The sequence below is a fragment of the Garicola koreensis genome (assembly GCF_014195445.1).
GTDB classification, from domain to species: domain Bacteria; phylum Actinomycetota; class Actinomycetes; order Actinomycetales; family Micrococcaceae; genus Nesterenkonia; species Nesterenkonia koreensis.
Genome location: NZ_JACIBT010000009.1, coordinates 13,577 through 38,582, shown reverse-complemented (window position 1 = coordinate 38,582; position 25,006 = coordinate 13,577). Strand labels below are relative to the sequence as shown.

The following is a 25,006-nucleotide window of genomic DNA, read 5'->3' as shown; positions in this document are numbered from 1 at the left end:
ATCTGTCGCGATTCATGACAAGATGGGTGCGTGACTTTGAGCGCCGACAGCCCCGAGACCACCCCGGAGCCCTACGCCGACTACGGCTACGGCTCTCACGTGGGGCTGCGCCGGGAACTGAACGAAGACTCCTATGTGGTCACCGATACGCTCTTCGCCGTCGCCGACGGTATGGGAGGCCACGAGGCTGGTGAGGTGGCATCCTCAGTCGCCGTTCAGGCGCTGGCCGAAGGCTGGGAGGCCGCCGGCGGCAAAGTCGGCCAGGGAGAGATCCAACAGTTCCTCGACGACGCCGACGCCCGCATCCGCGCAGCCACCGACTCCAAGGCCGGCACGACGCTGACCGGTGCGGTGGTGGTTCCCGGTCACGGTGGCACTGCCGACGCCGATGCGGGAGGCACCGGCCAGTGGCAGTGGCTGGTGTTCAACATCGGCGACTCGCGCACCTACCTGCTCAACGATGGTGCCCTCATCCGCCTCACCCGCGACCATTCGCAGGTGCAGGAGCTGCTGGATTCAGACATGATCACTGCCGATGAGGTGGAGAACCACCCGCAGCGCAACGTCATCACCCGGGCGCTGGGCGCCGGAGACATGTGGGACGCAGACTTCAGCACGGCCACAGTCGCCTCCGGCCAGCGGCTGCTGGTCTGCTCCGACGGGCTGACCGGGGAGCTCACCGACGAGCAGATCGCCCACATCCTCAACGCCGGCCACAACGCGCAGGACACCGTGGACTGGCTCATCCACCAGGCGCTGCGCCACGGCGGCCGCGATAATGTGACCGTCATCCTGGTTGACGTCACCTCCTGAGATTCCGGTCCTTCGGGGCCGAGCCGCGGCCAGTAAACTGGCCCACAGAGAACCGCCCAACCAACATTAAAGGGAGATGCATGCCTGAGATCTCGCGCGCCGATGTGGAGCATCTGTCCGCACTTGCCCACATCGCCATGACCGATGAGGAGCTGGACAAGATGACCGGGGAGCTCGGCGTCATCGTCGACTCGGTGAAGTCCGTGCAGGAGGCTGCCGCAGATGAGGTGCCGGCCACTTCCCACCCGGTGGAGCTGCGCAACGTGTTCCGCCGCGACGAGGTCGGGCACGTCTTCACCGCCGAAGAGTCCCTGGCCAATGCCCCCGATGCCCAGGACGGACGATTCAAGGTTCCTGCCATCATGGACGGGGAGTGATCACCGTGTCTGACCTGATCACACTGACAGCCGCCCAGATGGCCGCCAAGCTGGCCGCAGGCGAAATCTCCTCCGTCGAGCTCACCCAGGCTCACCTGGACCGGATAGCCGCAGTGGACGGCGAGATCAACGCATTCCTGCACGTCAACGCCGACGAAGCACTGGAAACCGCCGCCGAGGTGGACAGGCTGCGGGCGGCAGGCGGTGCCCAGGCCGATGCGCTTCATCCCTTGGCCGGAGTCCCGGTCGCCGTCAAGGACCTCATCGTCACCCGTGGGCAGCCGACCACCAGCGGCTCGAAGATGCTCGAAGGTTGGATGAGCCCCTACGACGCCACTGTGGTCACCAAGATCCGGCAGGCGAAGCTGCCGATCCTGGGCAAGACGAACCTGGACGAGTTCGCCATGGGCTCCTCCACAGAACACTCTGCCTACGGACCCACCCGCAACCCGTGGGACACCTCCCGGATACCCGGCGGCTCCGGGGGCGGCTCGGCAGCTGCCGTGGCGGCCTTCGAAGCCCCCCTGGCGCTGGGCACCGACACCGGCGGCTCCATCCGGCAGCCCGCAGCGGTCACCGGCACCGTCGGCACCAAGCCCACCTACGGCAGCGTCTCCCGCTACGGCGCGATCGCGATGGCTTCCTCGTTGGACCAGATCGGTCCGGCGGCCCGAACCGTGGAGGACGCGGCACTGCTGCACGAACTGATCGCAGGCCACGATCCCAAGGACTCCACATCGCTTCCTGAGCCAGTGCCGGGGTTCGGCACAGCTGCCGGCAACCACGAGGTGGCCGGAATGCGGATCGGGGTCATCAAGCAGCTGCAGGGCACCGGCTACCAGGACGCTGTGCTCGCCCGCTTCCAGGAGTCGCTTGAGCTGCTGCGCTCAGCCGGGGCGCAGATCGTCGAGGTGGACTGCCCCAGCTTCGAGTACGCTTTGGGCGCCTACTACCTGATCATGTCCTCGGAGGCCTCCAGCAATATGGCCCGGTTCGACGGGGTCCGCTACGGTCAGCGCGTGCTTCCGGACCAGCCGCCGGTGACCATCGAACGAGTTATGGGGGCGACCCGGGCCGCCGGGTTCGGCGAGGAAGTCAAGCGCCGCATCATCCTGGGCACCTACGCGCTCTCGGCCGGCTACTACGACGCGTACTACGGTTCGGCCCAGAAGATCCGAACGCTCATTCAGCGCGACTTCGAGGCCGCCTTCGCCTCCGCCGATGTGCTGATCTCGCCCACCTCGCCCACCGTGGCGTTCCCGCTGGGGGAGAAGCTTCAGGATCCGATGGCCATGTACCTCAACGACATCGCCACCATCCCCGCCAACCTAGCCGGAATCCCGGCCATCTCCGTGCCCGGCGGACTCGCCGAGGGTCTGCCGGTGGGCGTCCAGTTCCTCGCCCCGGCGCGCGGGGATGCCGAGGTGTACCACGCGGGACGGGCCTTGGAGAAGCTGCTCAACGACGATGCCGGTACGCCCGTGTGGGCGCAGGTTCCAGACATGGAGGTAGCCAAATGAGCCAGAGCACCACAGACGCGGCGCCGCTGAGCTTTGAGGCCGCGCTGGAGACCTATGAGCCGGTGATGGGCTTTGAGATCCACGTGGAGCTGAACACCGCGACCAAAATGTTCTCCTCCGCACCCAACGCCTTCGGCGATGATCCCAACACCAACGTCAACGAGGTGGACCTGGGGATGCCGGGCGCCCTGCCGGTGCTCAACGGTGCGGCCGTGGAGTCGGCCATCAAGCTGGGCCTGGCGCTGAACTGCCAGATCGCATCCTTCTGCCGGTTCGCGCGCAAACAGTACTTCTATCCCGACACCCCCAAGAACTGGCAGACCAGTCAGTACGACGAACCGATCGCCTTCGACGGGCACCTCGACGTCGAGCTCGACGACGGCGAAGTCTTCCGTATCGAGATCGAGCGCGCCCACATGGAGGAGGACGCCGGAAAGCTCACCCACGCCGGTGGCACCGGACGCATCCAGGGATCGGAGTACTCGCTGGTCGACTACAACCGTGCAGGCGTGCCGCTGATCGAGATTGTGACCAAACCCATCACCGGTGCTGGAGCCCGCGCCCCGGAGCTCGCCAGGGCCTATGCGACTGCAGTGCGCGACATCGTGAAGGGTCTGAACATCTCTGAGGCCCGCATGGAGCGCGGCAACGTGCGCTGCGATGCCAACGTGTCCCTGATGCCCAAAGGATCTGCCACCTTCGGCACCCGCTCAGAGACCAAGAACGTCAATTCGCTGCGCGCGGTCGAACACGCGGTGCACTACGAGATCCGCCGGCATGCCGGGGTGCTCTCCGCAGGCGGCAGTGTGGTCCAGGAGACTCGCCACTGGAAGGAGGACTCCCGGACCACCAGCTCCGGACGCCCGAAGTCCGACGCCGACGACTACCGCTACTTCCCCGAACCGGACCTGGTGCCGATCAGCGTCACCGCAGACTGGGTCGAGCAGCTGCGCGCGCAGCTGCCGGAGCCGCCGGCCGAACGCCGTCGCAGGCTCCGCGAAGCCTGGGGGTTCTCCGAGGCGGAGTTCCGCGACGTCGTCGCCGCCGGCCTGATCGACCAGATTGAGGAGACAGTGGCCCATGGCGCAGCCCCTGCAGCGGCGCGCAAATGGTGGATGGGCGAGATCTCACGGCTGGCCAAGACTCGTGATGCTGACCCTGCCGCCCTTGATGTGCAGCCGGCCACCGTCGTGGAGCTGAACCAGCTGGTGGAGCAGGGGCGGATCAACGACAAGATCGCCCGCCAAGTCCTGGAGCATCACCTGGCGGGGGAGGGAGCCCCGAGCCACATCGTCACCGTACGCGGTTTGGAGGTCGTCTCCGACGACGGTGCGCTCACCGCGGCGGTGGAGAAGGCCATGGCGGAGAACCCCGACGTCGTTGAGAAGGTCCAGGGCGGAAAGCTCAAGGCCATCGGCGCCCTCATCGGCCCAGTGATGAAAGAGACCCAGGGTCAGGCTGATGCGGCCAAGGTCAAGGAGATCGTGCTGGAGAAGCTGGGCATGACCCCCTAGTTCCACCCCTCACTTCACCCTGAGCTTCCCGCGACGCCGTCCTCTCCGAACGCTTGGAGGGGGCGGCGTCGTCATGTCCGCTCCAATGTGACTTGCGACACGCTCAAGAATCTGGCAATATTCCCTCATCTGTCCGAAGGTTGCTACATTTTCCTTGCAGTTAGTCGAGGAGCTGAACCAGCCTACAGACAATTGTTGCTAGACCAGCGTCACCTATCACTGCACCCACCTGAGGGGGATCAGCACGATGAATCCACTGGGACATATTGCGGCCATGGGGGCCGAGGAGCAAGTCTCCGGCCTTCAGCAGGTCGCCGACACGATTGATGAAGTCTTCGGCAACGCCACCGGATTCTTCGTCAATCTCATCTTCGGCACTGAAGTCACCGTTCCCCTGGGCGCGCCATTTCCGGAAGAGGCCACACTGTGGGACGGTCCGCTGGTGGTGCTGTGGGCTGTGGTCGCCGCCATCTCATTCACCATCTATTTCAAGGGCGTCCAGTTCACCGGATTCAAGACCTCGCTGGAAGTCATCCGCGGCAAGTACTCCCGTGACGACGATCCAGGAGAGATTTCTCACTTCCAGGCGCTGACTTCAGCACTGTCGGCCACTGTGGGGCTGGGCAATATTGCCGGTGTGGCTGCCGCGGTCTCCCTCGGCGGACCCGGTGCCACCTTCTGGATGGTCCTGGCCGGTCTCTTCGGTATGTGCACCAAGTTCGTTGAGTGCACACTGGGAGTCCGCTACCGCACCATCGACGCCGATGGTAACGTCCACGGCGGCCCGTTCAAATACCTTCCGGTGGCCTTCCACCGGCTGGGCAAGGTCCCGGTGGCCATCATCACCGGCGTGTTCGCCATCTCGATCATGCTCTTCGGTGTCATCGGCGGCGGCATGTTCCAGGCCAACCAGACATACGGCGCCATCACCTCAGCCGGCGAAACGATCGATGCCCAGACCGGCGGTTCCACCTTCGACTTCCTGGATGCCACATGGTTCGCCTTCCTCTTCGGCATCATCTTTGCCGGCCTGGTGGCGCTGGTCATCATCGGCGGCATCAAATCCATCGGTGCGGTCACCAGCAAACTGATTCCGATTATGGCCGGCATCTACGTGCTGGGTGCGCTCATCGTCATCCTCGCCAACATCGGAAACCTCGGTGAGGCCGTCGGTCAGATCATCTCCGGAGCCTTCAGCCCCGAAGGAATCAGCGGCGGCGTCCTCGGGGTGATCATCATCGGCGTGCAGCGCGCGGCCTTCTCCAATGAGGCCGGCATCGGCTCAGCCCCGATCGCCCACTCCGCGGTGAAGACCCGCCGTCCGGTCTCCGAAGGATTCGTTGCCGCACTGGAGCCCTTCATCGACACCGTGGTGGTCTGCACCATGACCGCTCTGGTGATCATCTTCGCGTGGCCGGCCGACTTCGAGGCCTCCATCGGGGTGGGTCACGAGAACCCAGTGGGCCTGACCTCCAACGCCTTCGACTCCTTCATTCCGGGCTTCTCGGTGGTGCTGGCCATCTGCGTGGCCATGTTCGCCTTCTCCACGCTGATCACCTGGGCCTACTACGGCCTGGAGGCGTGGCGCTACCTGTTCGGCAAGTCGATGGCCGGAGACATGACGTTCCGGCTCATTGTGTGCGTGATGATCGTCATCGGCTGCGTGGTCACCTTCGCCAACATCATCGACTTCGCCGACGCCGCGCTGTTCCTGTGCATCTTCATCAACGTCATCGGCCTGTGCATCCTGGCTCCGGTGGTGAAGAAGGAGATGCAGCAGTACATCGCCGACCGCCGGGCCGGCCGTCTGATGGAGGACCCGGAGTACATCCCCGGTCCTGAGGACATGGTCCATGTGCCGCAGAAGGAGTCCACCGAGACTGTGGGGTACAAGGCATAGTCGTTTCATGACCAGTCAGCCCTGAATGACCAGTCAGCGCTGAGCTGACCGGAGCGGGAAGAAGAGAGCCCCTCGACAGGCCAATCGGCCGGCCGAGGGGCTCTCTTCTCTGTCCGCCGCGCCTGGGTCTCAGCACAGAGCGGCACCACTGTCCTTCAACTACAGGTCGAAACACGCACTGTAGCCAACCCTGAGCGCCTGACTACAGTGACCTCAGGCTTGCCACGGCTCCGCGGCTTCCCATTCCCATCGCGCCAGGAGCTGCCGGCCAGCCGCTATGGAGTCGTTACTGCACCACGACCAGTGAGGAAAAGACCTGTGCCGAAGAAACTCTCGTCGGCGGTCGTCGGCACGCTCGCCGTCGGCCTGACGCTGCCAGCTTCAGTCGCCGCCGCCCACGCGGCTGATGCCCCCATCACCAATGGCCTCCCGCAGCCGCTGACCGGTTCCGGCCACACCGCACCGGCAGCAGGCCTGGCCTCCGGGGTGAGCATCAGCACCGGCAGCACTGCGGGCACTTTCGCTGACCCGCTGGCTGAGCAGAGCTACACCTTCTCCACCGGCACGGGGCCGCGCTGCATGTCTGTGCAGGGAGCCTTTGCCAATCACCAGGGACAGGATCTCGTGACTGCTGAAGGAACGCCCATCACCGCGATCAGTGACGGCACCGTGGTGCGCACCGTCGATGGGACTGCCAGCCGGGCCGGCTTCATCGTGGTGCGCCACAACATCGGCGGTCAGGTCTACCACTCCGGCTATCTGCACGTGTGGGACGCTGAGTCCCACGTCAGCGTCGGTGACTCCGTCAGTGCCGGCGACACGGTCGGCGTCGTCGGTGACTCCGGGCCCACCGTGACACCGCACCTGCATCTGGAGATCTGGCGGGGCGGCTGGCACACCGGCACCGCGCTGGACCCCACAGCGTGGCTCGCTGAGCGCGGCGTGGACCTGCAGAACAATGCTCAGCGCGTCCAACAGCGCGACAAACCATCCAGCTGCGACTACTACGCCGCGCAGAGCACGAAGCTGCTGGCCTCAGCCAGCCCGAATGCTGAGATGCTGGCGCAGCTGGACCGCGGAGCAGAACTGACCTCAGCGCCCGGAGACGCCGCCGACGGTTTCGTGCGCGTCACCGCCGGTGACCAAACAGGATGGGTGCGGCACGGCCACCTCACCCCGGACGCTCCGGCAGGGACCTCTGCCGACTCCTCCGGACCGACACCGGCAGGGTCCAGCTCAGCGGGGCAGCACCGCGTCACCGAGCCGCTCTACGCCCGCAGCGGCCCCGGCACGAACCACGCCATCCGCCAGGGGATGCCCACCGACGAACTGATCACCGTGACCGCCACCTCCGGTGACTGGGTGCAGTTCACCCGCCGCGGTGAGCAGGTCTGGTCCCACGGCGCCTACCTGGAGCCTGCCGACGAATCAGAGAGCTCCTCGCAGACATCGTCAGCCAGCGATGCCGACGCCTCGCAGCCAGCGGCAGACTCTGGCACGCAGACGCATGAGGTCACCACTGCGCTGAACGTGCGCAGCGGCCCGGCAACCGCACATGGGGTGGTCGGAGGAATGCCGGCCGGTGAGCGCGTCAGCGTCGTCTCCACTGACGGAGATTGGGTACAGATCCGGCGGTCCAATGGTCAGCAGGGGTGGTCGCACGGCTCCTACCTCTCCGACGGGTCATCGGCAGACTCCTCCAGCGCTGATTCTGACAACTCAGCTGCGGAGAGCTCAACCCCTGACAGTTCCGCCGCTGGCAGCTCCGAATCCGGCAGCGCTGGTTCTGATAAGGCGGGTTCTGGCAGCTCAGCTTCTGGCAGCCCCGCATCCGACAGCGCTGGCTCAGAGAGCTCCGGGTCTGAAGGCGGCGCATCGGAGGCCTCGGAGCAGAGCAGCTCTTCGACCGCGTCGGACACATCCGATGACGACCCATCGCAGGCTCCCACCGCCACCCACACAGTAGACGGGGTGTACCTCAACGCGCGCAGCGGCGCGGGGACGGACCAGCCAGTGGTCACGGTGCTGAACCCCGGCACCGGTGTTCAGATCACCGGTCGCAGCGGCGAGTGGGCGAGCTTCGAGCGTGACGGCAGCACCCTGTGGATGTATGCGGATCATCTGCGCGGCACCCAGCAGGACGCCGACGCAGCGCCTGCTGATAACGCACCAGAATCCTCCAGCAACGAGGTCTCCTCCAGCACCGAGGGATCCGGGTCCTCCAGTTCCGACAGATCCTCGGGCGCTCCGGGTTCAGATGCTCCGGATTCGGACTCCTCAGATTCGGGCTCCTCGGATCCGGCCGCCACCGCCACCGGTGCTTCGGCGTCGGACTCGGATGCTGTGAGAACCACCGAGGGGGTCAACATGCGCTCCGGTGCGGGGATGAGCCACGCGGTGCAGCGCACTGTGGCCCCCAATACTGAGGTCGATGTGCTGGACCGCAGCGGGGGCTGGTACCAGGTGCGCGCCGGAAGCAGCACCGGCTGGATCTGGCACGAGTTTCTGGACCTGCCGGCTTCAGCGTCGACGTCGAGCTCATCGTCCAGTTCGGACGCGGCGGATGCTGGGGCGTCGTCGTCCTCGTCGTCTTCCAACTCGTCCAACGGATCGGCAAGCTCCGACTCATCGAGCGGATCGTCGGATTCGACGTCGGGCTCCTCTGCTGACTCCAGTTCCGCTGAGGAGAGCTCCTCGTCGGCCTCAGACTCCACGTCGACCTCCTCCGAGTCGTCGCAGTCCTCATCCTGGAGCGCGGAGGTCATCTCAGGGGTCAATATGCGCTCCGGTGCGGGGTTGGACCACGACGTGTCGCAGGTGGTCCACCGCGGTGTGAGCGTAGATGTTCTCGACCAACAGGGCGGCTGGTACCAGGTGCGCACCGATGGGAGCACCGGCTGGATCTGGCGCGACTTCCTGGACGTCTCCGGTGGCGGCACTGACTCAGCAGCCGGCGCATCTGCGGCAGACGATGGGGGATCCGGTGAATCAGGGTCCGGTGAATCGGGCTCCAGCAGCTCGGACGCCTCATCCTCTGACTCGTCCTCGTCGGAGTCATCGTCAGGGTCCTCGCCGGCTTCATCCGGCAGCGGGTCCTCCAGTTCGAATTCCTCCGGATCGAACTCCTCCGGTTCGGGCAGCTCCAGTGGCCGCACCGGACCGAGCTCCGGGCAGCACGCCCAAAGCCCCCACGGGCCCTACAGCGCGGTCTGGGACCGGCTGGCTCAGTGTGAGTCGGGCGGAAACTGGTCGATCAACACCGGCAACGGCTACTACGGTGGGGTGCAGTTCTCCACGCAGTCCTGGCAGTGGGTCGGCGGATCTGGCCTCCCCAGTGACGCGTCCAAGCAGGAACAGATTGAGCGGGCACACGCCCTGTGGGAGCAGCAGGGCTGGAATGCCTGGCCGGCCTGCTCCTCACGGCTGGGACTCTCTGGTGACCCCGGCGGGTGGGGCGACAGCTACTTCGACGTCCACGGCGGCACCCAATCGGCCTCCGTCTTCGCCGCAGAGGGCCAGTGGACCGCCGGGTACTCGGTGCCGCTGCGCGAAGCGCCCAGCGTCGACTCTGACCGGCTGGTCCAGATTCCGCGCGGTGCGGTGCTCGACGCCGGCGAACGCAGCGGAAGCTGGCTGCAGGTGGAGTTCACCCATGACGGCGAGACGCTCACCGGGTGGGTCAGCACCCGCTTCATCACCGCCGCCTGATCAGTTGCTCACTGCCGGGGACCGGTGGCAGCGCAGGGCCGCCGCCGGCGCCTCAGGCGAAGCGCGCGCTGACCGCGTCGCCGTGGGCCGGCAGCCCCTCGGCGGCGGCCAAGGCCTGCACATGCCCGGCCACCTCGCCCAGCGCGGCGCGGCTGTAGCGGATCACCTGCTGGGAGCGCATGAAGCTGGTGACGTTCAGCCCGGAGGAGTAGGCGCTGGCACCTCCGGTGGGCAGCACGTGGTTGGAACCGGCGCAGTAGTCACCCAGGGAGACCGGGGAGTAGGGGCCGATGAACACCGCGCCGGCGTTGGTGATCCGCTCGGCCATGACGGCGTCGTCGGCGGTCATGATCTCCAGGTGCTCGGCACCGTAGGCATTGGCGATCTCCAAGGCCTTCTCCATCGTGTCCACCACCAGCACCGTTGACTGAGCCCCGCTCAATGAGTTTCTGACCCGCTCGACGTGGTGGGTCGCTGACCCTTGGGTGCTCACCTCCGAGATCACCCGCTCGGCAAGGTCCATCGAGTCGGTGACCAGCACTGCGGCCGCCAGCTCATCGTGCTCGGCCTGAGAGATCAGATCTGCGGCCACCAGATTCGCCTGAGCCGTATCATCGGCCAGCACCATAATCTCGGTGGGGCCCGCCTCGGCGTCTATTCCCACTGTGCCCTGAACCTGACGCTTGGCGGTGGCCACGAAGATGTTACCCGGCCCGGTGATCAGACTGACCGCAGGTACGACGACGTCACCGGACTCATCGTGCGCCCCGTAGGCGAACATGCCCACCGCCTGGGCCCCGCCGACCGCGTACACCTCATCGACTCCCAGCAGCCGGGCTGCCGCAAGGATGGTGGGGTGCGGCCAGCCGCCGAAGTCCTTCTGCGGCGGGGAGGCGATGGCCAGCGAGCGCACTCCGGCGACCTGGGCGGGAATCACATTCATCACCACTGAGCTGGGGTACACCGCCTGGCCCCCGGGAACATAGAGGCCGACCCGGTCCACTGCGACCCACCGGTTGGACACCTGCGCCTGTGGCCCGGGGGAGACCTTCGACGCCGCCGGAAGCTGAGCCGTGTGCACTTCGCGGGCGCGGGAGATGAGCGTTTCCAGGGCCGCGCGGACTGCGTCGTCGAGCTCTTCGAGGGCTCGTGCCATCACGTCTTCGGGGACCCGCAGCGAGGGCGGCTGGACGCCGTCGAACTTCTGGCTGAGCTGCATCAGCGCGCCCACGCCGTCGCGGTGCACCTGCTGCAGAATCGGGGTGACAGCCTCCACTGTGGCGGAAACATCCTGGGCGGCCCGGGGAAGGACCGCACGGGGATCGGCGGCGCGGCCTCTGAGATCGGTGAGAGAAAGCATAGCTCTATTCTTCCTTGTTCGGGCAGGGGGCGTGACACATGAATATTCCGCGTGGCTGAACTGCAGGCATTGAGTTGGTTGCGGCAGCACCGATCATGTCAGAATCGTGGCCATGACAGCTACCCTCGTCCCCGCAGCTCCGACCGCCTCTGCAGCTACGCTGGAGCATCCGCTTGCCGCACAGGAGCCGGCGCCGGCAGAGGACGCCTCGACCTCTGATCCGACGGAGGAGATCACCACTGAGATTGAGGAGCGTGTCCCGGAGGGGTTCGCTGAGATGGTCGCCGAGGCCGGCCCGTACATGGGGCTCCTGCTGGGTGCTGGGGTGTCGGCCGTCTTCGCAGTGGTGCTCACGTTGGTCACCTCCACCGTGCTGACCCAGATCTTCCGCCGCAGACCACGGGTGCAGCGAACGATCCGGCGCACCCGCCTGCCGCTGTTCTTCCTGATCCTGTTCGGCGGCTCCGCTCTGAGTGTGCGCTTCGCGGTGTCATCCATCTACTGGTGGCAGGGTCCGCTCTATGTGGCACTGATCATCGCTACCATCGTCTCACTGGCCTGGTGGGCGCTGCGTGTGGTGAAGATCGTCGAAGCGGTCATCCTCTCCCGCTACACCGGCGAGGGCGACGAGGCCATTGACGATCGTCAGGGACGACGGGTGAAGACCCAAGTCACGCTCATCGGCAGAGTGCTGGCTGCCATCATCATCACGCTGGCAGTGGCGGCGGTGCTGCTGCTCAACGAGAGCGTCCGCGGGCTGGGCGCCGGGGTGCTCGCCTCAGCCGGTGTGGTCTCGGTGGTCGCCGGCCTGGCGATGCAGTCCACCCTGTCCAACGTCTTCGCGGGCATCCAATTGGCCTTCACCGACGCCATCCGCGTCGGCGACGTCATCATCATTGAGGGCAACTACGGCCACGTCGAAGAGATCACCCTCTCCAACGTGGTGGTGAAATCCTGGGACCTGCGCCGGTTCGTCTACCCCAGCGCATACTTCGTGGCCACACCCTTTGAGAACTGGACGCGTGTGGGCAGCGAGATCCTGGGCACTGTGGAGCTCGACGTCGACTGGCGGGTTCCCCTGGATCAGCTGCGCGGCCGGCTCGAGCGGCTGCTGGACAGCACCGACCTCTGGGACGGAGAGCTGGGTATCATTGAGGTCGTCCATGCCACCGGCGGCTACGTCCAAGCCTGGGTGACGCTCTCGGCCCGCAACGCCGGAGACATCTGGGGGCTGCGCTGCCTGGTCCGTGAGGACCTGGTGAACTACCTGCGCGCTGAGCACCCCTACGCCGTGATGACCCACCGCATGATGCTCAGCAACGAGGAGGCCCTGGGCGGCCAGCCGGCTCCGGTGGCCACCGGGCAGTTTGGCGCGGTCGATCCCGCAGAAGCCGCCACCGGGCCGACCAGCTCCGGTGAGGGCGAGGAACCGGAATTCGCCTCCCCCGAGGGCCTGTTCACCGGTTCAATAGCAGCTGTGGAGCGCTCGCGTGAGTTCGAGGGCCCCGGTGAGGAGGCCTACCGGGAACGCCGGCAGCGGCAGGACGAGGACCCAGAGTGAGAACAGACCCAGAGTGAGCACATCACAGTAGGGCAACACCTTTATTGCGATGTGGACACGGAGCGGCCAGCAGGCGTGGGTGTTCGGGCCAGGACATTACCCTAGGTTTTTGAGACACTAGGTCTTTGAGGTTTGAAACATCTCCCCCGACACTGAGGTTTTCAGTATGGATATCCGCCCCGCTCGAGATGCCGCGCGCCGGCATCACCTGCCGGGTGGGCGGCGCCGAGTGGTCTCCAGAACTGCGGCGGCAGCTGCGCTGCTGCTGGTGGCAGTGACCGGCTGCACCGACGATTCGCAGCCCACACCTGAAGAGACCCCGGCGCCTCCGCTGGATCAGCCCACTGAAGAGACCGCTGAGAGTCAGAACGCCGAGTCCGAGTCGCAGCCGGCCCAGGACGAGACGACCCAGAACCAGCCGGATGACCAGGCCGCAGAGACCGCCGAGACGGGCGAGACCGCTGAGACGGACGACACCACCGAGGCGCCGGAGCCGAACGGGGGCTCCCAGGGCGGAGGGTCCCAGGATGAGGACTCGGAGGTGCTGGACGCCAGTGAGTTCAGCAGTGAGTCACAACAGTCCCCCGGATTTCCCGATATGCTCACCGAATTCCCCGAGGACGGCGACGAGCTGCTGCTCACAGAGGTCCGTGCCGGCCAGCATGAGGGCTATGACCGCATCGTCTTTGAGCATGCTGGTGACGGTGCCCCGGGGTGGTACGCCGAATACGTCGATGAGGCCGTGGAGCCGGGTTCAGGGTTTCCGCTGGAGCTTGACGGCGAGGCCATCCTCTACGTCTCCGCCGTCGGGCTGGTTCCCGGCAACGCCGGAAGCGAGCAGGGACAGCTGGAGCTTTCGACTCTGAGCGAGCCGAAGGGCACTGTGTTCCAGGATGTGGCGACCACCTTCGTGCACCACGGCACGGCCAGCTACTATGTGGGTCTTGATGAGGAGCGTGACTTCCGCGTCTCAGTGTGGGAGCACGAAGACGGCCCGCGGCTGATCATCGACGTTCTGCACTGATCCGCCGGTCCCCAGAGTCTGCCTCCTCAGCTGCCGAGGACGGATCGGAATGCCCCATACGCCGCTCGGCCGCCCACTGCACCACCGAGTCCGGAACGAACTTCAGTGAGGCGGTCAGGGCTTGGTAGGTGCGTGAGGGGATACAGAGTGCAGCCCCCTGGGCGTTGGCTGTCAGGGCCTGTCGGACGACGTCGTCGGCTTCTAACCACATCCACTTGGTGAGCCCCCTGATGCTGATCCCGGAGCGCTGGTGAAACTCGGTGCGCACCAGCCCCGGGCACAGGGCCGTGACGGTGACTCCCTGGTCATGGAGCTGATTGTGCAGGCCCTTGGAGAAGTTGATGACCCAGGACTTGGCGGCCGAATAGGTGCCGGTGGGCGTAAAGCCCGCCACCGAGGCCACATTGATGATGCGCCCGCCGCGCTGAGTGACCATCTGCCGAGCCGCGGTGTGGCACAGCTCCATAGTGGTCTGCACGTGAAGCCGCAGCAGATTGCGCTCCTGGTCGAGCTCGTGGTCCACGAAGCTGCCAGCCAGACCATGGCCGGCATTGTTGACCAGCAGATGGACGGGATTTGCCCGATCGCTCAGCCTCTCCTGGACCGCGCCCACACCGTCGTCGGTGGTCAGGTCTGCGACGATGACTTCGGCATGGACCCCATGCTTGGCCTGCAGCCGGGCAGCCTGGGCCTCCAGCTGGGCTTCGCGGCGGGCCACCAGCACCAGGTTGTACCCCTGGGCGGCCAGCTGAGCGGCGAAGGCCGCGCCCAACCCCGCGGTGGAACCGGTGATCACAGCAGTGGGGGAAGCAGTGAGTGAGCTCATAGGGATATCGTAGAGGTCATGCGTTGGAAGAAGCTGAGCGACTGGGGTGCGGTGCGTCTTCGTGCCGATGAGTGGGCGCCGCTGAGCGCAGAGATTGCGGCACCGGACCTGGAAGCGGTGGAGCAGTGTCTGGAGGAGCTCACCGGTTTCATGGAGTACTTCCGCGCCACCATCGACGGGGCGCCGCTGACCGGTGTGAGCGACGGGCAGCTGGCGGTGAGCCACAGCTTCGGCACCGACACGTGGGGTCAGCAGGTGCTGCGGGTGACCTTCTACGCCGGCGGACCGGTGGGCGTGGCTTCACCGGATGCCTTCCAGCGGCTGGGCCGGGCGGCCGGGTCCCTGACCGATGAGCTGCAGGCCGAAGGGATCCGGGTGGACGGCATCCGCTGGACCGAGCAGCCCTACGTCAAGCGTCCCTTCTGAACGCTGCAGCTCACCGCACGGCGCCCGCTCACTGCTCTCTCACCGCACAGCGCGAAGATGATCCAACTGGGCGGCGGCGATCAGGGTCAGTATCCGGGCATCGATTGCAGAGTCCTCGCCGTAGACCAACCGGCCCACCTCTTCGGCGGTGAGGTCCCCGTGCTCATCCAGCAGGCCGCTGACCTGCTCCAGCCGCTCCAGACGGTGGGCACGGTACTGCTGAGCCACCGGCCGCAGCGCCGCACCTGCCGGCCCGTGGGCAGGCAGCAGGGTCGCGGTGTCGTACTCGGCCAGCTTCTCCAAGGTGGCCAGATAGTCGGTGAGAGTCCCGTCGGGGAAGTCCAACATGGTGGTGCCGCGGCCCAGGATGGTGTCCCCGGTGATCATCGCCTGCTGCTGCGGCAGCCAGAAGCACACTGAATCTGAGGTGTGGCCCGGAGAATGCACGACGACGACGTCGACCCCTGCGGCACTGAGACGCTCCCCCTCGGCCAAAGGCTCCGCCGCTGCGCACAGCTCAGGGTCGAAGGCGCGGATCGGCGCCCCGGTGCGCCGACGCAGCGCCGCGGCAGCACCGACGTGGTCGCGGTGGCGGTGAGTGACCAGGATCTCTGCGATGCGACGGTCCCCGGCGGCCTCAACGATCGCCTCCAGGTGTTCGGGGTGATCCTCGGGGCCCGGGTCCACCACGGTGACTTCGGCAGCGGCCTCCGCCCCCACCAGGTAGGTGTTGGTGCCCTCCAGGGTCATCGCCGAGGGGTTGTTGCAGGTGATGACCTGAACCTGGGCAGGAAGCGGCGTCGTGGTGCTCATGACCTCTACAGTAGATGAACGGCTAGAGTGAATGCTGGTATGACCGAACAGATTCCCCAAGCCGCCACGCTCCTGCTGCTGCGCCCCGGTGCAGCGGATTCGACCCCTGAAGTCTTCACGATCACACGGGCCGATTCCCTGGTCTTCAGCGCCGGGGTCTCCGCGTTCCCCGGCGGGCGCGTCGATGCCGCCGACTCCCTGCCGGCCGACCTGTGGCAGGGGATCAGCCTCACAGCCTGGGGCCGTCAGCTTGACCTGCCGGCCCAGGAGGCCGCAACGCTGCTGGCATGTGTGGTCCGCGAAACCTTCGAAGAGACCGGCATCCTGCTGGCTCGTGATGACGAGGGCGCCCCGGCGGATGCGAGCCTGCTGGCCTCGCTGCCGGGCGATACGCGGCAGCGGATCGAGGAGCACGACCTGGACTTCGGCGCATTCCTTCGCCAGCACCGGCTGCGTCCCGACGTCGGGACCCTGCGGCCCATGTCACGGTGGATCACCCCTGCCGGACACCCGCGCCGCTACGACACGTACTTCTTCCTCGCAGCGATGCCCGAGCATCAGGCGCCGGGGGAGCTGTCCTTCGAAGGTGCCGCCAGCAGGTGGACCACCGCGCAGGAGGCACTGACCGACTTCCGGGCCGGGGTCCACCAGCTGATGCCGCCGACGTGGGCCCAGTTCCGCTCGCTGCTGGGGGTGGCCTCCGTTGATTCGGCACTTGCCGCTGAGAGCGTGAGCACACCCATCACACCACGTGTCTCCGACGGGTCATTCGGCACCGTCGCAGACTTCCCGGGCCACACGGACTACGCCCAAGATCACACTGAGTGGATGGCGGCACGCGGCACCAGTGACTACGGTGGCAGATGAGCTGAGCCGAAATTCTCCCCGTGCGCGCAGCCGGTGAATGGAAAGTGAGCGAATCATGAGCGAGCCGCAGAAGACCACCGATGGCCAACACTCCACCAAGGGCGCCTATGTGACCGGTGGCGAGTTCAGCCGGGACACCAACTACATCGAGGACCGGGTGGTCGCCGATGTGGAGGCGGTGCGAGCCGCAGCCACCGAGGAGTCCTCCACCATCGGAGACCCGCGGGCCGAAGGGCTGACCGAGGACGCCGAAGCGTGGCCGGTGGAGCCGGGCCGCTACCGGCTGGTGGCCGCGCGCGCCTGCCCGTGGGCGCACCGCAGCATCATCATCCGTCGTCTTCTCGGGTTGGAGGACGTCATTTCGCTGGCGACGCCGGGACCGGTGCATGATGTCCGCTCCTGGACCTTCGACCTCAGTGCCGGCGGACGCGACCCGGTTCTGGGCACCGAACGCCTGCAGGAGAACTACTTCGCTCGGTTCCCCGACTACCCGCGCGGCATCACCGTGCCGGCGCTGGTGGATGTGCCCAGCGCAGCAGTGGTCACCAACAACTACCCGCAGCTGACCTTCGACTTCTCCACCCAGTGGCTGGCGCACCACCGCGACGGCGCCCCGAACCTGATCCCGGATGAGCAGGTCGAGGAGATGCTGCCGGTGATCAAACGGATCTTCACCGAAGTCAACAACGGCGTCTACCGCGCCGGGTTCGCCGGATCCCAGCAGGCGTATGAGGAGGCCTACCACCGGCTCTTCGACGCCATGGACTGGCTCGAGGAGCGGTTGGGCCACCAGCGCTACCTGATGGGGCAGCGCATCACCGAGGCCGATGTGCGGCTGTTCACCACACTGGTGCGCTTCGACGCGGTCTACCACGGCCACTTCAAGTGCAACCGGCAGAAGCTCTCCGAGTTCCCCCACCTGTGGAACTACGCACGGGACCTGTTCCAGACCCCCGGCTTCGGCGACACTGTCGACTTCGACCAAATCAAGGCCCACTACTACGTCGTCCACGAGGACGTGAACCCCACACAGATCGTGCCGGTGGGCCCGGAGCTGGACAGCTGGCTCGGCGAGCACGGCCGCGAGAAGCTCGGCGGCTCACCCTTTGGTGCCGCCACGGCGCCGGGACCGGTCGCTGAGGAGGAGAAGCCCCCCGGCGCCAACCCGCTCTACCGGCGCTGAGCAGGCGCTGCCGCAGGTGCTCCAAGGTGGCTGGTGCCCGATGGTCGGCCGCTTCGGATCGGCCGGCCCGCAGAGGGTAGGGTAGCGGGGGAGCAAAGCTTGCGCGCGAGGAGGACGAATGTCGGCAGCAGATGAACTCGACGGACCGTTCGAGAAGCGTTACGTGGCCGTGGGTGACTCCTTCACCGAAGGAGTCGGCGATATCGACCCATCCAGCCCCAATGGTGTGCGCGGTTGGGCCGATCGTGTCGCCGCGCAGCTCATCGCCAACGATGAGTCCTGGGGCTATGCCAACCTGGCCGTGCGCGGCAAGAAGCTGCAGCAGGTCGTAGACGAACAGCTTGAGGCCGCCATCGCGCTGGAGCCGACGCTGGTGACGGTCTATGCCGGGGGAAACGACATCCTGCGTCCGGTGGTGAACCTGGACGGCATCATGGAGCGCTACCGGTGGGCTGTGGAGAAGTTGGTGGCCACAGGTGCGCGGGTGGTGATCTTCACCGGCTTCGACTCCGGCAAAGCGCCGATGTTCCGGCTGACCCGCGGCCGCACCGCCATCTACAACGAGTTCGTCCGCAAAGTCGCGGCTGACCTGGACCTTGAGGTGGTCGATTTCTGGCACATGAAGCACTTCCAGGACTGGCGGTTCTGGGACGTGGACCGGATGCACCTAGGCATAGAGGGTCACACGTTCATGGCCAAGGAAGTGCTCCGAGTCCTCGGTGAGACCGATGAGCTCGACGAGCCTGATCTGGATGAGCCGCCGATCTCATCGCTGCCGGAGCGTGCTCTGGCCGAGGCGGTGTGGACCAAGGACTACCTCTACCCCTGGGTGAAGCGGCGGCTGACCCGGACCTCCTCCGGTGATGATCTCAGCCCGAAGTATCCCAAGCTCACCAGCCGCATCTGGTAGCCAGGGTCGGTCAGGGGTTCACAGGACCAAAGTTGCGCGTATATATTGTCGCCACGGTCAGGATGACTCTTGACCAATCACATAAGGAGATAATCCATACGGTTCCAATACGGTTCATGAAGACCTACTGAAGGGATGTTCCATGGGATTGGGAGATAAGGTCAACGAGGCAAAGGACAAAGCTAAGGATGCCGCCGGCCAGGCCAGTGACAAGTTGGGCGAGTTCGCAGAAAAGGACGACAAGGACCAGAACGGCGACTCCGGCAACTCTGGCAGCAACGACAAGCGGGGCGGCACGAGCTGAACCTGCGCGGTAGCCGCCGGTTCGGACACCAGCACTCTGATCTGAGGTCGGCCGAGCGGTTCACGCATAATAGGGCGGGGCCCAGTCGCAACCACTGGACCCCGCCCTATTCGTTGGTCGGCTGCTCAGCCCAGCACGGCGGCCAGGGACTCCTCCCACACGCCCACGGCGTCCTCAACCTGCTGCTCACTGACTACCAGGGCCGGAATGAAACGCACCACCTCCGACGAGGGTCCACAGGTCAGCAGCAGCAGTCCGCGCTTGGCCGCCTCCTGTTGCACTGCTGCGGCAGTGGCGCCGTCGGGGTTGCCCTGGGCGTCGTTGAACTCATTGCCGATCATCAGGCCCAGTCCGCGCACCTCGACGATCTGGTCGTACTTGGTCGCCACCTCGCTCAGCCGTGACTTCAGCTGCTCGCCGCGGGCGGCGGAGTTCTCGACCAGATTCTCCTCTGCGATCACGTCCATCGTCGCCAGGGCTGCGGCGCAGGCCACGGCGTTGGCCCCGTAGGTGCCGCCCTGGGATCCAGCCCAGGCCTTCTCCATGATCTCGGGGCGAGCGGCGATGCCGGAGATGGGGAAGCCCGAGGCGATGCCCTTGGCGGTCATCATGATGTCTGCGGAGAGGTCGAAGTGCTCCTGGCCCCAGAACTTTCCGGTCCTGCCCCAGCCGGTCTGCACCTCGTCGACGATCAGCAGAATGCCGTGCTTCTCGGCACGATCGCGCAGCCCCGCGAAGAACCGGCTGTTGCCGGGCACGTAGCCGCCCTCGCCCAGCACCGGTTCCACGATGAAGGCCGCAGTGTCGGCAGGGTGCGACTGGGTCTGCAGCACCAGGTCCAGCTCCCGCAGGGCGAAGTCGGTCGCCTGCTCCTCGTCCCAGCCGTAGGGCCGGTAGTGCGCGGTGTTCGGGAAGGGGGAGACGACGACGCCGCCCATCAGCGGGCTGAACCCGGCCTTGAACTTGGTGCCGGAGGTGGTCATGGAGGCCGAGGCCACGGTGCGACCGTGGAATCCACCCTGGAAGGCCACAATATTCGGCCGACCAGTGGCCTGCCGCGCCAGGCGCAGGGCCGCCTCAGCGGCCTCAGAGCCGGAGTTGGCGAAGAACATCGACTCCAAACCGGCCGGCAGCACCTCCGAGAGCCGCCGGGTCAGCTCCTGCAGCGGCTGGTGCATGATGGTGGTGTATTGGCCGTGGATGAGTTTGCCGACCTGTTCCTGGGCGGCCGCGACTACTTTCGGGTGACTGTGCCCGGTGCTGGTGACGCCGATGCCGGCGGTGAAGTCCAAGTGTCGGTTGCCGGCCTCGTCATAGAGGTAGAGGCCCTCACCGTGGGTCGCCACGACGGGGGTTGCTTGTTTCAGATGCGGAGAAAGCTGCGCCACGGAACACTCCTGGGTGGATTGTTGACAATCTTCATGCGGGTATAGGCTACACACTGAGGGCAGGCGCCGTCGATGTTCAGCTGTGTTGGAGAACGACGGCGCATAATGGCTTGAAAGCAGGCACGACCGTCTCCACCGTCTAGGAGGACTCCCATGAGAACTGTTGACCAAGAGCTGGAAACCCGTGTGATCGCCGAAACTCCCAAGAAGCTTTTTATCGGCGGCGAATGGCGTGACGGCAGCGGGGGTGCAGCCATGGAGGTGGTGGATCCCTCCACCGGCAAGGTGCTGTGCGAGGTGGCTGACGCCTCGGTCGAGGACGGTCAGGATGCGCTGGCCGCCGCAGAGCAGGCGCAGAGCGAGTTCGCCAAGATGCCGGCACGGCAGCGGGCTGACATCCTGATGAGGGCTTTCGAGCTGATGCATGAGCGCCAGGACGATCTCGCGCTGGTGATGACCCTGGAGATGGGCAAGCCGCTCGCCGAGTCCTACGGCGAGGTCAAGTACGCCGCCGAATTCTTCCGCCACTTCGCTGAGGAGGCCACCCGGATCAGCGGCAACTATCAGCACGCCCCGGCCGGCAACGCCCGGTTCCTGGTGGCCCGGCAGCCGGTGGGTCCCAGCATTCTGATCACACCGTGGAACTTCCCGCTGGCCATGGGCACCCGTAAGATCGGCCCCGCCCTGGCGGCCGGGTGCACCAGCGTGATCAAACCGGCCGGGCTGACCCCGCTGTCCATGTTGGCCCTGGCTCAGATCCTGAAGGAGGCCGGAGCCCCCGATGGGGTGGTCAACGTGGTGACAACCTCCACCTCAGGCCGGGTGATGGAGCCGATGATCCGCTCCGGTCGCGCCCGCAAGCTCTCCTTCACCGGTTCCACCTCGGTGGGCAAGCGGCTTCTGGAACAGTGCGCGGACAAGGTGATGCGCACCTCCATGGAGCTGGGCGGCAACGCGGCTCTGGTGGTGTTCGAGGACGCAGACATGGACAAGGCTGTCGAGGGTGCCATGCTGGCTAAGATGCGCAACTCCGGCGAAGCCTGCACGGCCGCCAACCGCATCTTCGTCCAGCGCAGCGTGGCTGAGGAGTTCTCTGCCAAGCTCACCGAGCGGATGCGGGAGATGACCTACGGCCGCGGCGTCGATGAGGGCGTCAAGGTCGGCCCGATGATTGACCAGGATCAGCAGTCCAAGGTCCAGGAGCTGGTCGATGACGCAGTGAGTACCGGAGCCAAGGTGCTGGTGGGCGGTGAGCCGATCGAAGGACAGGGCTACTTCTACCCGCCCACAGTGCTGACCGATGTGCCGCGCGAGGCTCGCATGTGGGATGAGGAGATCTTCGGCCCCGTGGCCCCGGTGACCCCCTTCGACGCCGAGGACGAGGTCGTCGAATGGGTCAACGCCACAGAGTTCGGCCTGGTCAACTACGTCTTCACCGAGAGCCTCGACCGCGCCCTGCGCGTGGCTGAGGCCGTGGAGTCCGGCATGGTCGGCATCAACCAGGGTGTGGTCTCCAACCCGGCCGCGCCCTTCGGCGGCGTGAAGGAATCCGGCCTGGGTCGTGAAGGCGGCAACGTCGGCATCGATGAGTTCCTGGAGACCAAGTACATCGGTATCGGAGTATGAGCTGAGGGCCGGACCGGTTGAGGGTTGGACCGGTGAGGCTTCGGCCTCATCGGTCCGCATGCCCCGCGCGTTCAGCGCATCTGTCCACCCGCAGCAGCCATGATGAGACGAACTGATGCCCTTCGTCGCCCAGTCGGTCGAATCGTCCCCACAGCTGGGCTGATTCGGCTTCTGCAGCAATGCGCTTGAAAGCAGCTGAGGTGTCGAGGGAAACGATCACCACGGACCCCGAGGGTCCTCGAGCACCTCTTTCGAGGAGACGCCCTCCCAAGGGGTGATGTCGGTGAGCTTCGCCTTCACGGTCACGCCAGCGTCACTATCCTTGGTAATTTTGGGGTCATGATCCCGAAGGACTCTGAGCCAGCCGGTGTGGCCGACCTCGCTCGGGCAGAGTTTGGTTTTCCTGGTCCACTTCGTGACCGCCTGGTGCGATCCATTCTCAGTGGCGAGAAGACGAGCACCACAAGTCTTAAGCTGGAGTACGAGCTTGAAGACGAGCCGCTGCCGCGGATCGGTCAGCGGTCTGTGCTGGTTGACTCACAGGACGAGTCTGCAGCGGTCCTTGAGGTCATCGATGTACGCATCGTTGCCCTGGCACAAGTTGACCTGACCCACGCCCGGGATGAAGGCGAGGGGCACCGCACCGTGGCCGAGTGGCGCGCCGACCACGAACGCTTCTTCCACAGCCGACAAATGCGCACGGCCCTTGAAATCCCTGACTTCACCGTCAATGATGCCACCCCTGTGGTGCTGGAACGCTTCCGGGTCATCGAGCGCCTCTAATATGGGGGAGCTGTGGCCAGCTGAGGCCCTCCGACACCCCACAGCTGCCGCCGGGAATGAACGCGACAGGATCTTCGTTGTGACTGCCGAACGCAAAGTTGAGCGTGGTTGGCTCAACTCAATTTGACACCGCTGAGCTCAAGGCAGAGACTTGAGTCGGTATCGCTCAACTAAGCGTGTCAACACTTCAGCAAACACTGGCGAAAGGAGCCTACATGTCCCGTGCAGTCGGCATTGACCTCGGAACCACCAACTCTGTGGTCACCGTCCTCGAAGGCGGCGAGCCCACAGTCATCGCAAACGCCGAAGGCGCACGCACCACTCCCTCGGTGGTCGCCTTCTCCAAGACCGAGGAAGTCCTGGTCGGCGAGGTTGCTCGCCGTCAGGCCGTGTCCAACCCCGAGCGCACCATCTCTTCGGTGAAGCGCCACATGGGCACCGACTGGAAGACCGAGATCGACGGCAAGGAGTACACCGCCCAGGAGATCTCGGCGCGGACGCTGATGAAGCTCAAGCACGACGCCGAGGAGTACCTGGGCGAGGACGTGGCTGAGGCCGTCATCACTGTGCCTGCATACTTCAACGACGCTGAGCGTCAGGCCACCAAGGAGGCCGGCGAGATCGCCGGGCTGAAGGTCTCGCGCATCGTCAACGAGCCCACCGCAGCCGCTCTGGCCTACGGCCTGGAGAAGGGCAAGGAGGACGAGCTCATCCTGGTCTTCGACCTCGGCGGCGGCACCTTCGACGTCTCCCTGCTGGAGGTCGGCAAGGACGAGGACGAGTTCTCCACCATCCAGGTCCGGGCCACCGCCGGCGACAACCGCCTCGGCGGAGACGACTGGGACCAGCGCATCATCGACTGGCTGGTCGACCAGGTCAAGCAGAAGGAGGGCGTGGACCTGTCCAAGGACAAGATCGCCGTCCCCCGCCTGAAGGAAGAGGCTGAGCGGGCCAAGAAGGAGCTCTCCAGCACCTCCACCGCCAGCATCAACATTCCCTACGCCACCCAGCACGACGGCGCCCCGGTCCACGTCAACGAGACGCTCTCCCGCGCCAAGTTTGAGGATATGACCTCCGACCTGCTGGACCGGACCAAGAAGCCCTTCCACGACGTCATCAGCGAAGCCGGAGCCAAGCTCTCCGACATCGACCACGTGATCCTGGTCGGCGGCTCCACCCGGATGCCCGCTGTGGCCAACCTGGTCAAGGAGCTTACCGGCAAGGACGCCAATAAGTCGGTCAACCCCGATGAGGTTGTCGCCGTCGGTGCGGCACTGCAGGCCGGTGTGCTCGCCGGTGAGCGCAAGGACGTGCTGCTCATCGACGTCACCCCGCTCACCCTGGGCATCGAGACCAAGGGTGGTGTGATGACCAAGCTCATCGAGCGCAACTCCGCCATCCCCACCAAGAAGTCCGAGGTGTTCTCCACTGCTGAGGACAACCAGCCTTCAGTGGCCATCCAGGTCTTCCAGGGCGAGCGCGAATTCACTCGCGACAACAAGCCGCTGGGCACCTTCGAGCTGACCGGCATCGCCCCGGCACCGCGCGGAATGCCGCAGATTGAGGTCACCTTCGACATCGATGCCAACGGCATCGTCCACGTCTCCGCCAAGGACAAGGGCACCGATAAGGAGCAGTCGATGACCATCACCGGCGGTACCTCCCTGGAGCAGGAAGACATCGATCGCATGGTCGCCGATGCGGAGAAGCACGCCGAAGAGGACAAGGAGCGTCGCGAGGCCGCCGAGCGCCGCAACGCGGCCGAGGCCACTGCCTACTCGGTGGACAAGCTCCTCAAGGAGAACGACGAGAAGCTCCCCGAGGAGGTCAAGACCGAGGTTCAGGCCGACGTCGACGCACTGAAGAAGGCCCTGGACGGCACAGACAACGACGACGAGGTTCAGTCCGCCTACGACAAGCTGCAGGAGTCCCAGGCCAAGATCGGCGAGGCCCTCTATGCCGCCGGCGGTGACTCCGGGGCAGGCGCCGAGGGTGCACCCGCCGGTGAGGCCGGATCCGAGGACGAGGACATCGTCGACGCCGAAGTGGTGGACGAGGACGAGGATGCTGAATCCGGCGCTGAGAAGAAGTAAGGAGTCCTAG

The 25,006-nt window shown here is 65.7% G+C and carries 21 protein-coding genes; 16 read left to right on the top strand and 5 right to left on the bottom strand.

Annotation, left to right across the window (positions count from 1 at the left end):
- The first annotated feature begins 30 nt into the window (after positions 1 to 30).
- The 6 genes from FHX47_RS09030 to FHX47_RS09005 all read left to right on the top strand — a co-directional run bounded on the left by FHX47_RS09030 (position 31) and on the right by FHX47_RS09005 (position 9,832).
- Complete coding sequence (locus FHX47_RS09030) at positions 31 to 813, top strand: PP2C family protein-serine/threonine phosphatase (RefSeq protein ID WP_343064355.1); 783 nt, start codon at positions 31 to 33, stop codon at positions 811 to 813.
- 80 nt (positions 814 to 893) lie between these two features.
- Positions 894 to 1,190 (top strand): Asp-tRNA(Asn)/Glu-tRNA(Gln) amidotransferase subunit GatC, encoded by a 297-nt coding sequence (gatC, locus tag FHX47_RS09025; RefSeq protein WP_183358609.1) that lies wholly within the window; start codon positions 894 to 896, stop codon positions 1,188 to 1,190.
- Between the two features lie 38 nt (positions 1,191 to 1,228).
- Positions 1,229 to 2,710, top strand: coding sequence for an Asp-tRNA(Asn)/Glu-tRNA(Gln) amidotransferase subunit GatA (gene gatA, locus FHX47_RS09020; protein WP_221206312.1), 1,482 nt, complete (start codon positions 1,229 to 1,231; stop codon positions 2,708 to 2,710).
- On the top strand, positions 2,707 to 4,224 hold the full coding sequence (gene gatB / locus FHX47_RS09015) for an Asp-tRNA(Asn)/Glu-tRNA(Gln) amidotransferase subunit GatB (protein ID WP_183358607.1): 1,518 nt from the start codon (positions 2,707 to 2,709) through the stop codon (positions 4,222 to 4,224). Before gatA ends, gatB begins: the two co-directional genes overlap by 4 nt.
- 247 nt (positions 4,225 to 4,471) lie before the next feature.
- Entirely contained in the window at positions 4,472 to 6,124 is a 1,653-nt protein-coding gene (locus FHX47_RS09010) for an alanine/glycine:cation symporter family protein (protein WP_246328137.1), read from the top strand.
- A gap of 318 nt (positions 6,125 to 6,442) precedes the next feature.
- Entirely contained in the window at positions 6,443 to 9,832 is a 3,390-nt protein-coding gene (locus tag FHX47_RS09005; RefSeq protein ID WP_183358606.1) for an SH3 domain-containing protein, read from the top strand.
- A gap of 52 nt (positions 9,833 to 9,884) precedes the next feature.
- Here FHX47_RS09005 and hisD read toward each other — a convergent pair whose 3' ends face one another.
- On the bottom strand, positions 9,885 to 11,192 hold the full coding sequence (gene hisD, locus FHX47_RS09000; protein WP_183358605.1) for a histidinol dehydrogenase: 1,308 nt from the start codon (positions 11,190 to 11,192) through the stop codon (positions 9,885 to 9,887).
- 112 nt (positions 11,193 to 11,304) lie between these two features.
- Between hisD and FHX47_RS08995 the strand changes: the two genes are divergently transcribed.
- Together FHX47_RS08995 and FHX47_RS08990 are read left to right on the top strand one after the other, a co-directional pair.
- Positions 11,305 to 12,753, top strand: a complete 1,449-nt coding sequence (locus FHX47_RS08995; protein WP_183358604.1) for a mechanosensitive ion channel family protein — start codon at positions 11,305 to 11,307, stop codon at positions 12,751 to 12,753.
- A gap of 166 nt (positions 12,754 to 12,919) precedes the next feature.
- Entirely contained in the window at positions 12,920 to 13,777 is an 858-nt protein-coding gene (locus FHX47_RS08990) for an AMIN-like domain-containing (lipo)protein (protein WP_183358603.1), read from the top strand.
- On the opposite strand, the gene FHX47_RS08985 is transcribed toward FHX47_RS08990, so the two are convergent.
- Entirely contained in the window at positions 13,758 to 14,603 is an 846-nt protein-coding gene (locus tag FHX47_RS08985; RefSeq protein WP_183358602.1) for an SDR family NAD(P)-dependent oxidoreductase, read from the bottom strand. The two genes, FHX47_RS08990 and FHX47_RS08985, sit on opposite strands and share 20 nt — an antisense overlap.
- Before the next feature lie 18 nt (positions 14,604 to 14,621).
- Between FHX47_RS08985 and FHX47_RS08980 the strand changes: the two genes are divergently transcribed.
- Entirely contained in the window at positions 14,622 to 15,029 is a 408-nt protein-coding gene (locus FHX47_RS08980) for a hypothetical protein (protein WP_183358601.1), read from the top strand.
- 39 nt (positions 15,030 to 15,068) lie between these two features.
- Here the strand turns inward: FHX47_RS08980 and FHX47_RS08975 are convergent, their stop codons facing one another.
- The gene (locus FHX47_RS08975) at positions 15,069 to 15,842 is read right to left on the bottom strand and encodes an MBL fold metallo-hydrolase (RefSeq protein WP_183358600.1); all 774 of its coding nucleotides are present in this window, start codon (positions 15,840 to 15,842) and stop codon (positions 15,069 to 15,071) included.
- Positions 15,843 to 15,881: 39 nt separating this feature from the next.
- Between FHX47_RS08975 and FHX47_RS08970 the strand changes: the two genes are divergently transcribed.
- The 4 genes from FHX47_RS08970 (at position 15,882) to FHX47_RS08955 (ending at position 19,106) form a co-directional block, all read left to right on the top strand.
- Positions 15,882 to 16,709, top strand: a complete 828-nt coding sequence (locus FHX47_RS08970) for an NUDIX hydrolase (protein ID WP_183358599.1) — start codon at positions 15,882 to 15,884, stop codon at positions 16,707 to 16,709.
- Between the two features lie 55 nt (positions 16,710 to 16,764).
- The gene (locus FHX47_RS08965) at positions 16,765 to 17,892 is read left to right on the top strand and encodes a glutathione S-transferase family protein (RefSeq protein ID WP_246328136.1); all 1,128 of its coding nucleotides are present in this window, start codon (positions 16,765 to 16,767) and stop codon (positions 17,890 to 17,892) included.
- A 118-nt stretch (positions 17,893 to 18,010) separates the two neighbouring features.
- Positions 18,011 to 18,802, top strand: coding sequence for an SGNH/GDSL hydrolase family protein (locus FHX47_RS08960; RefSeq protein ID WP_183358597.1), 792 nt, complete (start codon positions 18,011 to 18,013; stop codon positions 18,800 to 18,802).
- Between the two features lie 142 nt (positions 18,803 to 18,944).
- On the top strand, positions 18,945 to 19,106 hold the full coding sequence (locus FHX47_RS08955) for a hypothetical protein (RefSeq protein ID WP_183358596.1): 162 nt from the start codon (positions 18,945 to 18,947) through the stop codon (positions 19,104 to 19,106).
- Between the two features lie 125 nt (positions 19,107 to 19,231).
- Here the strand turns inward: FHX47_RS08955 and FHX47_RS08950 are convergent, their stop codons facing one another.
- Positions 19,232 to 20,494, bottom strand: a complete 1,263-nt coding sequence (locus FHX47_RS08950; protein ID WP_183358595.1) for an aminotransferase class III-fold pyridoxal phosphate-dependent enzyme — start codon at positions 20,492 to 20,494, stop codon at positions 19,232 to 19,234.
- 153 nt (positions 20,495 to 20,647) lie between these two features.
- On the opposite strand from FHX47_RS08950, the gene FHX47_RS08945 reads away from it, so the two are divergent.
- Complete coding sequence (locus FHX47_RS08945) at positions 20,648 to 22,120, top strand: NAD-dependent succinate-semialdehyde dehydrogenase (protein WP_183358594.1); 1,473 nt, start codon at positions 20,648 to 20,650, stop codon at positions 22,118 to 22,120.
- Between the two features lie 46 nt (positions 22,121 to 22,166).
- Here the strand turns inward: FHX47_RS08945 and FHX47_RS08940 are convergent, their stop codons facing one another.
- The gene (locus FHX47_RS08940; protein ID WP_183358593.1) at positions 22,167 to 22,343 is read right to left on the bottom strand and encodes a hypothetical protein; all 177 of its coding nucleotides are present in this window, start codon (positions 22,341 to 22,343) and stop codon (positions 22,167 to 22,169) included.
- Positions 22,344 to 22,489: 146 nt separating this feature from the next.
- Between FHX47_RS08940 and FHX47_RS08935 the strand changes: the two genes are divergently transcribed.
- Both FHX47_RS08935 and dnaK read left to right on the top strand, forming a co-directional pair.
- Positions 22,490 to 22,903 (top strand): ASCH domain-containing protein, encoded by a 414-nt coding sequence (locus FHX47_RS08935; RefSeq protein ID WP_343064354.1) that lies wholly within the window; start codon positions 22,490 to 22,492, stop codon positions 22,901 to 22,903.
- Positions 22,904 to 23,118: 215 nt separating this feature from the next.
- Complete coding sequence (gene dnaK, locus FHX47_RS08930; RefSeq protein WP_183358591.1) at positions 23,119 to 24,996, top strand: molecular chaperone DnaK; 1,878 nt, start codon at positions 23,119 to 23,121, stop codon at positions 24,994 to 24,996.
- Positions 24,997 to 25,006 lie beyond the last annotated feature (10 nt).